This window comes from Escherichia sp. KTE159 (assembly GCF_000408805.1).
Taxonomy (GTDB): domain Bacteria; phylum Pseudomonadota; class Gammaproteobacteria; order Enterobacterales; family Enterobacteriaceae; genus Escherichia; species Escherichia marmotae.
This window is the reverse complement of the sequence record NZ_KE137292.1, coordinates 2,078,528-2,092,876: the sequence shown is the minus strand read 5'-3', so window position 1 is coordinate 2,092,876 and position 14,349 is coordinate 2,078,528. Positions and strand designations below refer to the sequence as shown.

Here is a 14,349-nt window from a genome sequence, read left to right as displayed (position 1 = left end):
TTCAGGAGCCAGTTGTGACCACCCGACAGCATTCGTCGTTTGCTATTGTCTTTATCCTTGGCCTGCTGGCCATGTTGATGCCGCTGTCGATTGATATGTATCTGCCTGCGCTGCCGGTGATTTCTGCCCAGTTTGGTGTGCCTGCGGGCAGTACGCAGATGACTCTGAGTACTTATATTCTGGGGTTTGCGTTGGGGCAGTTAATCTACGGGCCGATGGCGGATAGCTTCGGGCGCAAGCCGGTTGTCCTCGGTGGTACATTGGTGTTTGCCGCGGCGGCGGTGGCGTGCGCGCTGGCGCAAACCATCGATCAGTTGATTGTGATGCGTTTCTTTCACGGTCTGGCGGCGGCAGCGGCCAGCGTGGTTATCAATGCCCTGATGCGCGATATTTACCCGAAAGAAGAGTTCTCGCGGATGATGTCGTTCGTTATGCTGGTGACCACCATCGCGCCGCTGATGGCACCGATTGTTGGCGGCTGGGTGCTGGTGTGGTTGAGCTGGCATTATATTTTTTGGATCCTCGCTGTAGCGGCGATTCTGGCTTCGGCAATGATCTTCTTCCTGATCAAAGAAACCTTGCCGCCGGAGCGTCGCCAGCCGTTTCACATCCGTACCACCATTGGTAACTTTGCCGCGTTGTTCCGCCATAAGCGTGTCCTGAGTTATATGTTGGCCAGCGGTTTTAGCTTTGCCGGGATGTTCTCGTTCTTAAGCGCCGGACCGTTTGTCTACATTGAAATTAACCATGTCGCACCGGAAAACTTCGGTTATTACTTTGCGTTAAACATTGTTTTCCTGTTTGTGATGACCATTTTTAACAGTCGCTTTGTTCGCCGCATTGGCGCGCTGAATATGTTCCGCTCGGGGCTGTGGATTCAATTTATTATGGCGGCGTGGATGGTCATCAGCGCATTACTGGGGCTAGGATTCTGGTCGCTGGTAGTGGGTGTGGCGGCGTTTGTTGGCTGCGTATCGATGGTGTCTTCTAACGCGATGGCGGTAATTCTGGATGAGTTCCCTCATATGGCGGGAACCGCGTCGTCGCTTGCAGGAACTTTTCGTTTTGGCATTGGCGCAATTGTTGGCGCGCTGCTTTCGCTGGCGACCTTTAATTCCGCATGGCCGATGATTTGGTCAATCGCATTCTGTGCAACCAGTTCAATTCTCTTCTGTTTGTACGCCAGCAGACCCAAAAAACGGTGAACTATTGCTCAACAGGGAAGCTAAAAGGCTTCCTTTGTTGATGCATATCAACCACAAATCTATCAATCCCCCGTCATTTGTTTGTTTTATGTAAAATCAATTTATGTAAAAAGTCACATCATTGTAGTTAAAAAGGTTGAGTTAGATCTCAGAAACGGGTACATATAGCCCCGCAAACGTGACCACGCCCGCAGATATTATTTAAATCAGAGCCATAGAGGCCACGCAGGCGAGGCATCAATTCTTTACGATCTGTTTAAAGACGGGTTGTTGATGATGTGTTAAAATTAATGTAAATAAATTGTGAATTAAATGTGCTTCCGGGGAAAATAAGTGACTTCATTACAACTCTCAATCGTCCATCGACTGCCGCAGAACTATCGTTGGTCTGCTGGTTTCGCAGGTTCAAAAGTTGAACCGATTCCGCAAAATGGACCGTGCGGTGACAACAGCCTGGTGGCGCTTAAATTGCTTAGCCCGGATGGCGATAACGCATGGTCGGTGATGTACAAACTTAGCCAGGCATTAAGCGATATTGAAGTTCCGTGCTCGGTACTGGAGTGTGAAGGTGAGCCATGTCTGTTTGTTAATCGGCAGGATGAGTTCGCCGCCACCTGTCGACTGAAAAATTTTGGTGTGGCAATTGCCGAACCTTTCTCAAACTACAATCCTTTTTAAGCATCAGCTCAACGCCAGTAGCTGACGCGTATACTCCTGTTGCGGTGCGGCAAACACGCGCGCGCACGGTCCTTGTTCCACTACTTCTCCCTGTCGCAGCACGATAACCTGATGACATAATGCGCGAACAACATGCAAATCATGGCTGATAAACAAATAGGCTAGTTGGTGCTTTTGTTGCAATGATTTCAATAGCGCCAATATTTGCGCCTGTACCGTTTTGTCGAGCGATGATGTTGGTTCATCAAGAATGATCAGCGAAGGTTTCAGAATCAATGCTCGGGCAATCGCAATACGTTGTCGTTGACCTCCCGAGAACTCCGCCGGATAACGGTGGCGCGTTTCAGGATCTAACCCCACTTCCTGCATTACGGCTTTCACTTGCTCTTCGCGTTGCGTGGCTGAAAGGGTGGGTTGATGCACACGTAACCCCTCCTCAATAATCTGCAACACGTTGAGTCGTGGGTTGAGTGAGGAGTTTGGATCCTGAAATACCACTTGAATGCGATGGCGAATGGGCAATAGCTGGCGACGAGTTAGATTTTGCAATGGCTGACCGTCAAAAACGATGCTGCCCTGAGAGTCAATTAATCGTAGCAACGCCAGTCCTGTGGTGCTTTTGCCGGAGCCGGACTCGCCCACTAAACCCAGCGTTTCACCCGCCCGAAGCGTAAAACTGACGCTTTTCACCACCACGTTATGATCGACGACGCGTTTCAGGAGTCCCTTACGAATGGGGAAAGCGACCTGAAGCTGTTCAACATCAAGCAACGTTGAGGCTGGCTCTGGCAACGGCACTGGATTGCCTGACGGTTCGCTGTTGAGTAGTTTTTGCGTGTAAGGATGAACGGGGGAGGCAAAGAGCGCAGTGGCGCGATTTTCCTCCACACAGCGACCGTTTTGCATCACTGCCACGCGGTGGGCCAGTTTTCTGACAATGCTGAGGTTATGAGTAATAAATAACATGCCCATATTCAGTTCATGTTGCAGTTCGCGTAATAATTGCAAAATCTGCGCCTGGACAGAGACGTCCAGCGCGGTAGTCGGTTCATCAGCAATCAATAATTCCGGTCGAGTGAGTAGCGCCATTGCAATCATCACCCGCTGACGTTCGCCGCCGGAGAGCTGATGCGGGTAGTCTGTCAGCCGTTTTGCTGCCTGGCGGATACCGACGCGATCGAGGCAATTAAGCATTTCACCACGCGCCGCTTCCCGACGCATCCCGCGATGCAGTGAAAGCACTTCATAAAGCTGTTTTTCCAGAGTATGCAATGGGTTTAACGATACCATCGGCTCCTGGAAAATCATGGCAATCTTATTTCCCCGCACACCACGCAACGTTTGCTCGCTGGCATGAAGCAGCGATTCGCCATGAAAACGAATATCGCCAGAGAGATATTCAACAGGCGGGGAAGGGAGAAGACGTAAAATCGACAGCGCAGTAACGCTCTTGCCGGAGCCAGACTCACCCACCAGCGCCAGCGTTTCGCCAGCTTCAATGCGTAGCGAAACATCATTCACTACGGTGCGAACGGTTTGCTGATGGCGAAAACCCACCGACAAATTTTCAATCGCTAACAGAGTTTGCGTCATGCTACACCGCCTTATTAGGATCAAATGCGTCGCGGACTGCTTCACCAATAAAGATCAGCAATGACAATAATATCGCCACCGACAAGAAGGCGGTGATCCCAAGCCACGGTGCCTGAAGGTTATTTTTCCCTTGTAACAGCAGTTCTCCGAGCGATGGTGAACCGAGTGGCAAGCCGAAGCCGAGGAAATCGAGCGAGGTCAGGGTGGTGATCGAGCTACATAAAATAAACGGTAAAAAGGTGAGGGTAGCGACCATTGCATTTGGCAACATATGACGCAGGATAATACTGCGATCGTTGACGCCAAGCGCCTGCGCTGCGCGGATGTAGTCGAAATTACGGGTACGCAAAAATTCCGCACGCACTACGCCCACCAGACTCATCCAGCCAAACAAGACGGTAATCGCCAGCAGCCACCAGAAGTTAGGTTGAACGACACTGGAAAGCAGAATTATCAGAAACAGCGTCGGCATCCCCGACCACACTTCAATGAAGCGCTGCCCCCAGAGATCCACTTTTCCGCCGTAATAACCTTGCAGCGCCCCCGCCAGCACGCCCATCACACTGGAACAGAGTGTCAGCATCAGACCAAACAGAACCGAGATCCGTGTGCCATACAGAATACGCGCCAGCACATCGCCGCCGTTGGCATCCGTCCCCAGCCAGTTTTGCGGTGAGGGTGGGGAGGGGAAGGGCTTATCGGTCGCAAAATTGATACTGGTAGCACCAAAGCGAATCGGTGCCCACAGTACCCAGCCTTTATCCTCCAGCCGTTGTTTTAGCCACGGATCCTGATAATCCGCCTGGCTTGCCAGCGGGCCGCCAAAATCACTTTCACTGTAGTTTTTCAGCAACGGGAAATACCAGCTACCGTCATAACGTACCAGCAACGGTTTATCGTTGGCGATCAGTTCAGAACACAAACTCAAACTGAATAAGAAGAGGAAAATCCATAACGACCAGTAGCCGCGATGATTATGACGAAAACGCGCCCAACGGGCCTGATTGACGGGGCTGAGTTGCGGCATTAGCGTCCCTCAAAATCAATACGAGGATCGACCAGTGTATAGCTGATATCACTGACGATATTCAGGAGCAGGCCAATCAGGGTGAAAATATACAAGGTGCCAAACATCACCGGATAATCGCGCGAGACGGTCGCTTCATAGCCCAGCAAACCGAGGCCATTGAGTGAAAACATCACCTCAATCAACAGCGAACCGGTGAAAAACATGCTGATGAAAGTCGCTGGAAAACCGGCAATCACCAACAGCATGGCGTTGCGGAACACATGTTTCCAGAGAATGTTTTTCTCACTCACTCCTTTCGCGCGCGCGGTAACCACATATTGCTTGCGCACTTCATCAAGAAAGGCGTTTTTTGTCAGCATGGTGAGCGCCGCAAAGCCGCCAATCACCGTCGCCAGCACGGGTAGCGTGATGTGCCACAGATAATCGGTGATTTTCTGATACCACGGTAGTGAATCAAAATTAGCGGAAACCAGGCCGCGCAGAGGGAACAGGTCGAAATAACTGCCGCCCGCGAAGAAGACAATCAGCAGGATTGCAAACAAAAAGGCCGGAATAGCGTAGCCGATGATAATAAATGCGCTACTCCAGACATCAAAGCGACTACCGTTATAAACGGCTTTGCGAATACCCAGCGGAATTGACACCAGATAGATAATCAGCGTGCTCCACAATCCGAGGGTGATGGAAACCGGCAGGCTGTCTTTAATCAATGTCAGCACTGAGGCGCTACGAAACAGGCTGTCGCCAAAATCAAAACAAATGTAGTCCCGGAGCATTTTGAAGTAACGTTCGTGGATCGGTTTATCGAAACCGTAGCGATGGGTGATCTCTGCGATCACTTCTGGATCCAATCCGCGTCCACCGCGGTAGTTGCTGTCGCTGATGTTGCCGACGCCCGTTTGTGCATGGCTGGCACGCACGCCTTCGCCGCCTGCACCTGGTAATACTCCGGCATTACCAAACTCAATGGCGGCGATGGCCTGGTCGACCGGACCGCCAGGCGCAATTTGCACGATAAAAAAGTTGATGGTGATAATCGCCCATAACGTTGGGATCACCAGCAACAGACGGCGAATCAGGTAAGCGCCCATCTACTCTCCCTGTTGTCTGGCTGACGGCAGTTTGGCCGCTTTATTGACGTCATACCACCAGGTATCAATACCGAGACTATAAACGGGACGCACTGCCGGGCGGGAGAATTTATCCCACCAGGCGAGACGGTCTTCCGCCATGTACCACATCGGCAACATGTAATAATTCCACGTTAATACGCGATCCAGGGCGCGCCCCAACGGCAGTAATTTTTCTTTATTTCCCTGGGCGGCAATAATTTGGTTGATCAGCGAGTCGATGACCGGACTTTGTACGCCGGGAGCATTATAAGTAGAGTTGATATATTCCGATGACCAGGAAATCTGTAAATCGGAGCTGGGCCACGGCATCGCCCGCCACACGCGTGGCATCATGTCATAGTCGCGGCTGCGCATTCGGTTGGTGATTTGTGAGTTATCCACCTTGCGAATGTCCATGTTGATACCAAGCCGTTGCAGGCTGTGCTGGAACGGCAATACCCACTGGCTATTACTGCTGGCTGGAAGCAATAATTCAAAGCTGAGAAGCTGACCCGTCGTAGCGTTAACGCGTTGCTGACCCTTCAGTACCCAGCCTGCTTCGTTGAGAAGTTTGTCGGCTTTTAACAGATTATCACGGTCGTAGCCATCGCCTTTGGATTCTGGCGGCTGGTAGATTTGTGTGAACACCTCTGGCGGTAGATCTTTTTTCATTGGTGCCAACAGCACCAGTTCCGCAGCGTCGGGGTAATTTCTGGCAGCGTATTCGGTATTCTGAAAATAGCTGTTAGTGCGACTCCAGGCATTGTAAAACAAGGCCTTGTTCATCCATTCAAAGTCGAAGGCGAGGGTGATGGCTTCCCTAACCCGGCGATCGTTGAATACCGGGCGCTGAATATTAAACGCCAGCCAGCGTGTATCCTGGGCTGATTCGTTCTTTTGCTCATCTTTGATAATGTATTTTTTGTCGAAATTTTTACCGGTATAGCGCGTGGCCCAGTTTTTGGCGTCGTTTTCCATGCGCAAATCAAAGGCACCAGCTTTAAATGCTTCAAAAGCGACGTTATCGTCAAGGTAATAATCGTAGCGAATGGTGTCGAAATTCCAGCGTCCACGGTTTACCGGTAAGTTTGCCGCCCAGTAATCTTTCACGCGGGAATAGACAATATTTTGCCCCATTTTCCAGGCCGTAATGCGATACGGACCACTGGCAAGTGGAGGCGTAGCGAGCGGGTCGCTCAGTTTGTGACCCTTCCAGTATTTTTCTGGAAATACCGGCAGTGAAAACAGGCTAAGCATATCTTCTTTGCCGGGTTTAGCTAATTCGATGCGCACGGTTAACGGCGCAATGGCTTTAACTGTGGTGCCTTTGTATACCAGGTGAAATTGCGGCACGCCTTCAGTCATAAACTTTTGAAAAGTGAACTCAACATCGCGGGCAGTAATGGGCGAACCATCATGAAAACGGGCGCGCGGATTAATAGCAACTTCAACCCAGGAATAATCGTCGGCATAGCGCGCGCTTTCGGCAATTAGCGGGTAATAACTGCCCGGCTCGTCATCGGAGGTGGTAAATAGTGTGTCGTACAACTGCTCGGTACGTGCACCGGGGTTTCCGCGTAGTGCATAGCGGTTGAAATTATCGAAGGTGCCAATGGAGGATAACGTTATCTGCCCGCCTTTTGGCGCGGCAGGATTAACATAATCAAAATTGTTGAAATTAAAGGCATATCTGGGTTCTCCCAGTACTGCAAAGGCATAGCTTTCCTTAATAGCCTGCGCCTGCACACCGAAGGTGAACAGGGTGATAAACACCAGCAGTATGCGCACAATCATCTGCAATGGATTTCCTTTTACTCATCATTAGCCGCAATCCGGCATGCTTTCTCTATGAATAATAAGGGACACAAGCACTCCTTACCACTGCGGCGTATGCGGTTTCTCCAACCAGCGGATAAAATCATCCAACGGCAGAGGGCGACTAATCCAGTAACCTTGCAGGAAATTAACACCACGTTCGCGTAACCAGCGTGCCTGTTCCGGCGTTTCAACCCCTTCAGCAACTGTCAGCATATTGAGACGCTTCGCCAGCGTCAGCACCGCGTCAAGCACTGGTGAGGTGACCGTTTCCGTACCTATGGCATTGATGAAACCGCGGTCAATTTTCAGGTAATCGAGCGTGAAACGTTCCAAATAGATAAGCGCGCTGTGTCCGGTGCCGAAGTCATCAATGGCAATTTCCACGCCGACAGAATGCAGCCATGCGAAGAGTTGTGACGCTTCATGTTCTTTCAGCATATCGCGCTCGGTAATTTCCAGCACAATCTGGAAATGGTGAGCGGGCAGGGAGGCAAGCAGTCGATGTATATCGGCTTTAAAGCTCTCGTTGTGCAAATGGTCCGGCGCAATGTTAATACCAAACTTTACGCCCACCGGCAGTACGTTGTGTAATTCTGCCGCGTCACGAGCAATCAGCTCAAACAGGTGCTGGGTCAGTGGCACAATCATCTTTTGCGATTCGGCATAATGAATGAAGGCATCCGGGGGGATTTCACCCACTACCGGATGACGCCAGCGCAGTAACACTTCCAGACCCGTTACCCGCAGCGTTTGTGTATCAACCACCGGTTGATACACCACGTAAAACTGCTCACGCTTGATGGCCATCATAATCTCTCTGCCAGGGCGCATACGCACGCTCATCAGGTAATAGCAGAGCAGGCCAACGACAGTTCCACTCATTCCACCCAGTAAAAACGCGTACCACACATCACTCCATGTCCAGTCGTTAGCATAAAGTCGAACAGTCAGCGGAATGCCTGCGATTTTGGTTTCACGTACCGGCGTGCCGGTTAACTCGCGGACGTTCATCAAATGCGGCGTAAAGGTCGATATCGCAGTATTACCAATAATGAGTGCTATACCATCGAAATCTTGCTGGTGAGAGCTATAGAGAAGATACGGCGTCAGGTTCAGGTTCAATGCTGCAAAAACGCCGCTATTTTTTAATAAAGGATTGCGATACCAGATGACGATCGTGGGTTTGTTGGGCACCATCGGTGTGCCAGGCAACATTGCCATATCAATATTTTTACTAATGTCGAGCGCCGGAATCAGTTCATTGAGCGGAATGTCCATCTCACCAGTCGCAGAAGAACAGAAACTCTTTTTATCCTTTACCAGCACAAACGTTCGTACATTCATACTGAATGCCGCACGTGCAGTCAGTTCAGGGTTGGCTTGCTGACAGGTATCTAAGGTGAGTGGCTGGAGGTGATCAGTAGTGGACTTCAGCTCGGTGAAATAGGTGTCGAGATATTTTTGTACGTCGGTAATCAAGGTGTCGTATTTGACTTCATGTTTATGCCAGGCCACTAAAAACTGAAGGCAACTGACAAGTATCGCGATCATCACGCCCGCAATAATGCAGGTAAGCAGGATCTTACGTCCGGAAGAGGGAGCGCGTATGAACATAGTTCCGTTAATATTCCTGAGATTACGATAACGCTGAAGTAGAAGAGAATGACGGGACTATAGCCTGGATCAAGGCATGGAAACATCATTTTCTATAATGGATGAAAATAAAAAAGCACTGCTTAAGCAGTGCCTTCAGTTAACTCGTCAGGATAGCCAAGGGATTGCATCCAAACGGTTTATTAGCTGCGACTAAGAACCCGACGTGCTTCGTTGTAACGCTTTTTCCAGTACGGCTCATTCATGCTGGAAATAATAACACCACTGCTGGTGGAAGCATGAACGAACTGATTATTGCCGATATAAATACCGACATGGCGTCCCGTTGAACCGGCACGGAACAGAACTAAGTCACCTGTACGCAAATTACTGCGGGAAACTGACTTGCCCATTTCCTGTTGTTCATAAGTTGAACGAGGGAGTTCTAAGCCAAATTGTTCGCGGAATGTACGCTGTACGAAACCAGAACAATCGATACCTTTTTTGGTGCTGCCGCCCAGACGATAACGCACGCCTTTCCAGTCAGCATACTGATCCATAATTCGCGATTTTACGTCGACATTACGAACCAGGTTTTCAAATTCATCCTGAGAAGCTTGCAGTGATGATGTTTCACTACCCACTGCACGTGTCTCAGGATGCATATTCTTTGCGGTGTTGTTTGCACTACATGCAGAAAGCAGAACCGCTACTGCAATCGCGGGAATGCCGCGCAAGATATATCTCAAAATCGGTTGAGATTTGACCATGTTGTTTGTTTTCCCTTGAAGTCCTTAACGACAAATATCGTTATAAAAAAATGCCAAGCGAGACGAGACTAATTACCTGGGCATGTTGAAACAATTCCCTAAGGCCAAATCTGTGGACTAACGCACAAAATTATATGCTGTGAGGATAATTTACCGCCGAGGCAAAACGAGTTCGAGATTACCCGATTGGCGCGGTCTTGGCGAGGGGTTTTACATGATTTTTTATAAGAAAAAGTGATACAGAAAGTTAATAACCGGGATTGGTCAATTAAAGAACGATTGGGCAAAAAGCATGCAATCCATTCATTTCGTTAGAGAATGACTATTTTACTCGATGAACGAAAGCAACGCAGTGCATCATCAGGATTATCCGGTCTATGAAAATAAACCTGATGATGTTAATTACTGTGAGTTATTTGTTTTAGGAATGTTTTCTTTTTCCTGGCAATGATTTGTCAAAGAAGGTGATTAATCGATCACTTAATGGCGTCATCAACCACCAGGGCAAACCAATCAATATCACAGTCAGGGAACCGACAATGATATCGGTAAACCAGTGTGCGCCAATCATCACTCTGGGAAATGCAAATACCACAAAAATAATAAGGGCGATGACGCCTGCGACTTTTCCGAAATAACGCCACATGAATGCAGAAAAAATAAGCAACATCATGCCATGATCGCCAGGAAAACTATCTCGCGAGGCATCTTTTGTTGGCACAGATAACAGTTCGCTGACGCGGTTAATATTCGCAAATGTTAATGTCGGGCTGGCTCGCTTTACCGGAATTAATGCCTGGCCCAACTGGTTTAATACCACTGCGGTTAACAGCATGACGAGACCGATAATCATGATATGGCGTCTGCCGGAGGCGTTTTCTTTCAGCCAGAAACTCAGCATCAGCAGTCCCATTGCCAGCAGTGAACAGCCGTCAAAAGCGCGATTATTGGTCAATGCGACCAGCCATAAAAAAGTCTTGCTTTCGACCAGTTTCTGATTAAAAAAATAGAAAATATCCGCGTCAATCGGCAACCAGAATCCATGATTGACGGGAATGTACCAGGAAAGAAACAGCGCGAGGCCGACAACGTTTAACAACGCTATTTGCGGCAAATTTTTAATCATATTTTCTCTAATCATCTTACTGAAAAACGCAAGCAACCTTACGCGTTGGTCACTAAACGAAGCTTCAACAGCGCGCTCTGTAAGGCATTCCAGTCAGTTTCGCTGCTGGAAATCAGCTCAACGCGACTGTCCGGTGGTGCCACGTTTTGCGTTTCAATGTGCAAGTCATCGCCCTGACGGTTGATTCGCACCAGTCCTTCAGGAATACGCATCACGCCTTTCACGCGTTCCACTGGTGCAAGCCGCGCCCATTCCAGAATGCCAACGGTGTCGAACACCGTATCAGCATCGAATATCCAACCGCAGGCCTGATGCCCTTGTCCGCTGTTGAGACTGCGACGCCAGCGTTGATGCTCTGGCAGGCTTAACGCGGCTAACCCTTTTTTCACGGTATGCTGATGTGAATGGGCGGCGCTGGCGGGTAATTTGATTAAATTGCGACGGGGTAAATCCAGAAGATGACCATCAATTTGCCCATGTTCGCTGTGAATTAATTGCCGATCGCCACCATTTTGTTGCCACCAGCGTTGCAACGCTTGCTCGCTTTCGGACGTCGCTCGGTCGGATTTATTGGCGACAATAATGTCTGCGGCAGCCAACTGGTCACGGAAATTTTCATTATTGACGCTTTTTTCATCCAGCAGCAGGCGAGGATCGAGAATACATAACGTGGCGCGCAGATCGATCCACGGTTCATAAACCGGAGCGGTTAACAGATCGAGGATCTGTTTTGGATGGCCCAGCCCTGTAGGCTCTATCAGCAAGCGGTCTGGTTTTCCCTGGCGCAGTAAGGTATTCAGCCCCACCTGCATCGGTAAGCCATTAACGCAGCACATGCAGCCGCCGGGGATCTCTTTTAGTAATGCACCGCTGTCAGCGAGCAAAGCACCATCTATCCCGACTTCACCAAATTCATTAACCAGCACCGCCCATTTTTCTTGCGGATCTTTGTGGGCTAATAGATGAAGAATTGACGTCGTTTTCCCGCTGCCGAGAAAACCGGTGATGAGGTTGGTCCTGGTCACAACGGCTCCGCAATAATCAGATTAGTTAACTGTGCGTTAATCCTGGCTAAAAAAGCTGGAAAAGAGAAGAGAAGGAGCGGACGAAGCATGCCTCCGTCCACCTTAACCGCAGAAATCGTTAAATTTTGAGGGTATTTAACAGTGCCTGATGCGCTCCAAACTGCGCTATTTGTTGCCAGGCATTTTTGATTGTCTGCACAAAATGCGGGTTATTGGGCAGGTCATCACCGAAAACTTCACGCAGAGAAAGCAGGGCGCTAACGCGTTGTTCACTGCTACTTTCCGCAACCAGATCGCGAATTTTATCGCTGAGCGGATCGCGAACATCAATGGCATTTCCGGCATCATCAACGCCGCTCACATAGCGCATCCAGCCTGCGACTCCTAACGCCAGTAACGGCCAGTTTGTTTCGCGCGCCAGATGAATGCGAATGCTCGCCAGCATGCGTTGCGGTAATTTCTGACTGCCATCCATCGCGATTTGCCAGGTTTTATGTTTCAGTGCGGGATTGGCAAAACGTTCAATTAACTTATCCGCATATTGCGTCAAATCGACATTTTTAATCCGTAGCGTCGGCGCTTGCTCATCCAGCATTAACGTTCTGGCGGCATGGCGAAATGCGCGGTCATGCATGCAATCACTGATATGGGCAAACCCTGCGAGATAACCCAGATAAGCGAGAAAAGAGTGGCTGCCATTAAGCATGCGCAGTTTCATCTCCTCCCAGGGCAAAACATCATCCACCAGTTGTACACCTGCGACTTCCCAGGCTGGACGTCCTGCAACGAAGTGATCTTCCACTACCCACTGGATAAACGGTTCGCAGCTAATCGCACAGGGATCATTCACGGCCAGATGCTGGCTAATTTCCGCCAGCGATTCGTCGGTTGCTGCCGGAACAATGCGATCAACCATCGTTCCCGGAAAGCTGACGTGTTCTTTTATCCATTCGGTGAGTTCTGGTGAGCGTTTTTCTGCCATTCCCAACACCGCATTTTTCACCACATGGCCATTGTCGGGAATATTGTCGCAGGAGAGCACGGTAAATGGCGCAAGGCCGCGTTCACGGCGGCGTTTCAGTGCTTCGACAAGAATGCCTGGTGCGGAATGAGGTTCTTCCGGCGTTTGTAGATCGTGAATAATGCGCGAATTGCTGGTGTCGAGCGTGCCGGTGGCCGGGTCGATGCAATACCCCTTTTCGGTAATCGTCAGGGAAACTATCGCCACCTGCGGTTCGCAAAATTTCTCAATAATCGCTGCTAATGAATCCAGTTTTGCATTCAGGCATTCGTGAACGGCACCGACAATAATCGCCTGATTGCCGTCTGCACCTTTCTCTAACACAGTGTATAAATGGTCTTGTGCGCGAAGCTGGCTCATCAATTGCTCACCGCTGAACAGGCTGATTTCACAAATTCCCCAGTCGCCACCCTGCGCATTCAGCACACGATCGGTTAATAATGCCTGATGTGCGCGGTGAAAGGCTCCAAAGCCAAAATGAACGATACGGGATTTCAATTGCTGGCGATCGTAGCATGGAGTGTGTACGTGATGAGGGAGCGTAACGGAGGCAATAGTATTCATAGAGGTCACGTCTCAGTAACGATTAATTAACAATGGCAGTGTAAAGTTATATGACAGCAATTGAAATTGGTCTGGATTGTTAATGCAATGAAGTGTGAGGGCGATCAATCAACGAGTAAATTTTACGGGCGGAAGGCGTTCAGTAAGCACAAAATAGCAGATTGGTATAATAAATTAAAAAAGGGACAGCCTGAGCAGTCCCTTTTTGAATGTGGCTGAAGTTAGTCAGCACGCCCCATGTAACGGCGTTCTTCGATATGGATACGGATTTTTTCGCCCGGGCTTAAGTATTCTGGCACCTGAATCACCAGACCGGTGCTTAATGTCGCCGGTTTGTTACGTGCGCTGGCAGAAGCACCTTTAATGCCTGGTGCGGTTTCAACGATTTCCAGATCAACGGTCTGCGGCAGTTCAAGTGCCAGCAGTTGGCCGTCCCAGGTCAAAACCTGCATGTCAGGCATACCGCCTTCCGGCATAAACAGCAGTTCTTCTTCAATCTGATCTTTCGTGAAGGTATACGGCGTATAGTCTTCTTTATCCATAAAGACATATTCGTTGCCATCAACGTAGGAGAAGTCAACATAGCGGCGGGTCAGCGTCACGGTGTCAACGATATCATCACCTTTGAAACGCTCTTCTACTTTCAGCCCGGTACGGACATCAGAAAAGCGCATTTTGTACAGCGTAGCGGCACCGCGGGCAGTGGGGGACTGAATATCAATATCCTTAACCAGCAGCAATTTGCCGTTGTAATTCAGAACCATACCTTTTTTAATTTCGTTCGCTCTTGGCATCGAAAAATTCCTGTAGTCGA

The 14,349-nt window shown here is 49.5% G+C and carries 12 protein-coding genes; 2 read left to right on the top strand and 10 right to left on the bottom strand.

The window, feature by feature from the left end; genetic code table 11:
- Positions 1–14 precede the first annotated feature (14 nt).
- On the top strand, positions 15–1,205 hold the full coding sequence (bcr, locus tag A31E_RS11585) for a multidrug efflux MFS transporter Bcr (protein WP_000213385.1): 1,191 nt from the start codon (positions 15–17) through the stop codon (positions 1,203–1,205).
- 333 nt (positions 1,206–1,538) lie between these two features.
- Positions 1,539–1,883 carry a YejG family protein gene (locus A31E_RS11590; protein ID WP_000202798.1) on the top strand — a complete coding sequence of 115 codons (345 nt, stop codon included), beginning with the start codon at positions 1,539–1,541 and terminating at the stop codon, positions 1,881–1,883.
- Between the two features lie 3 nt (positions 1,884–1,886).
- Here the strand turns inward: A31E_RS11590 and yejF are convergent, their stop codons facing one another.
- The 10 genes from yejF to yeiP all read right to left on the bottom strand — a co-directional run bounded on the left by yejF (position 1,887) and on the right by yeiP (position 14,329).
- A complete protein-coding gene (gene yejF, locus A31E_RS11595; RefSeq protein ID WP_016248972.1) occupies positions 1,887–3,476 on the bottom strand; it encodes a microcin C ABC transporter ATP-binding protein YejF in 1,590 nt (529 codons plus the stop codon).
- A gap of 1 nt (position 3,477) precedes the next feature.
- A complete protein-coding gene (locus A31E_RS11600) occupies positions 3,478–4,503 on the bottom strand; it encodes an ABC transporter permease (protein WP_016248971.1) in 1,026 nt (341 codons plus the stop codon).
- A complete protein-coding gene (locus tag A31E_RS11605) occupies positions 4,503–5,597 on the bottom strand; it encodes a microcin C ABC transporter permease YejB (protein WP_000501591.1) in 1,095 nt (364 codons plus the stop codon). The genes A31E_RS11600 and A31E_RS11605 overlap by 1 nt, the downstream gene beginning before the upstream one ends.
- Positions 5,598–7,412: an extracellular solute-binding protein gene (locus A31E_RS11610; protein WP_016248970.1), complete on the bottom strand. Its 1,815-nt coding sequence runs from the start codon at positions 7,410–7,412 to the stop codon at positions 5,598–5,600.
- A gap of 81 nt (positions 7,413–7,493) precedes the next feature.
- Positions 7,494–9,050 (bottom strand): cyclic di-GMP phosphodiesterase, encoded by a 1,557-nt coding sequence (locus tag A31E_RS11615; RefSeq protein WP_000470617.1) that lies wholly within the window; start codon positions 9,048–9,050, stop codon positions 7,494–7,496.
- 182 nt (positions 9,051–9,232) lie between these two features.
- Positions 9,233–9,799 carry a bifunctional murein DD-endopeptidase/murein LD-carboxypeptidase gene (gene mepS, locus A31E_RS11620; protein WP_000241011.1) on the bottom strand — a complete coding sequence of 189 codons (567 nt, stop codon included), beginning with the start codon at positions 9,797–9,799 and terminating at the stop codon, positions 9,233–9,235.
- Positions 9,800–10,220: 421 nt separating this feature from the next.
- The gene (locus tag A31E_RS11625) at positions 10,221–10,925 is read right to left on the bottom strand and encodes a phosphatase PAP2 family protein (RefSeq protein WP_016248969.1); all 705 of its coding nucleotides are present in this window, start codon (positions 10,923–10,925) and stop codon (positions 10,221–10,223) included.
- A 38-nt stretch (positions 10,926–10,963) separates the two neighbouring features.
- Positions 10,964–11,950 carry a zinc-binding GTPase YeiR gene (gene yeiR, locus A31E_RS11630; RefSeq protein WP_000198840.1) on the bottom strand — a complete coding sequence of 329 codons (987 nt, stop codon included), beginning with the start codon at positions 11,948–11,950 and terminating at the stop codon, positions 10,964–10,966.
- 118 nt (positions 11,951–12,068) lie between these two features.
- On the bottom strand, positions 12,069–13,535 hold the full coding sequence (locus tag A31E_RS11635; protein WP_010379413.1) for a mannitol dehydrogenase family protein: 1,467 nt from the start codon (positions 13,533–13,535) through the stop codon (positions 12,069–12,071).
- Between the two features lie 221 nt (positions 13,536–13,756).
- Positions 13,757–14,329 (bottom strand): elongation factor P-like protein YeiP, encoded by a 573-nt coding sequence (yeiP, locus tag A31E_RS11640; RefSeq protein ID WP_001136827.1) that lies wholly within the window; start codon positions 14,327–14,329, stop codon positions 13,757–13,759.
- Positions 14,330–14,349 lie beyond the last annotated feature (20 nt).

Bases quoted from the DNA above. Each gene is read 5' to 3' on its own strand.
- A31E_RS11600 (WP_016248971.1), bottom strand. From the start codon at position 4,503: ATGCCGCAACTCAGCCCCGTCAATCAGGCCCGTTGGGCGCGTTTTCGT.
- A31E_RS11605 (WP_000501591.1), bottom strand. From the start codon at position 5,597: ATGGGCGCTTACCTGATTCGCCGTCTGTTGCTGGTGATCCCAACGTTA.
- mepS (WP_000241011.1), bottom strand. From the start codon at position 9,799: ATGGTCAAATCTCAACCGATTTTGAGATATATCTTGCGCGGCATTCCC.
- yeiP (WP_001136827.1), bottom strand. From the start codon at position 14,329: ATGCCAAGAGCGAACGAAATTAAAAAAGGTATGGTTCTGAATTACAAC.
- yejF (WP_016248972.1), bottom strand. From the start codon at position 3,476: ATGACGCAAACTCTGTTAGCGATTGAAAATTTGTCGGTGGGTTTTCGC.
- A31E_RS11615 (WP_000470617.1), bottom strand. From the start codon at position 9,050: ATGTTCATACGCGCTCCCTCTTCCGGACGTAAGATCCTGCTTACCTGC.
- A31E_RS11610 (WP_016248970.1), bottom strand. From the start codon at position 7,412: ATGATTGTGCGCATACTGCTGGTGTTTATCACCCTGTTCACCTTCGGT.
- A31E_RS11625 (WP_016248969.1), bottom strand. From the start codon at position 10,925: ATGATTAAAAATTTGCCGCAAATAGCGTTGTTAAACGTTGTCGGCCTC.
- A31E_RS11635 (WP_010379413.1), bottom strand. From the start codon at position 13,535: ATGAATACTATTGCCTCCGTTACGCTCCCTCATCACGTACACACTCCA.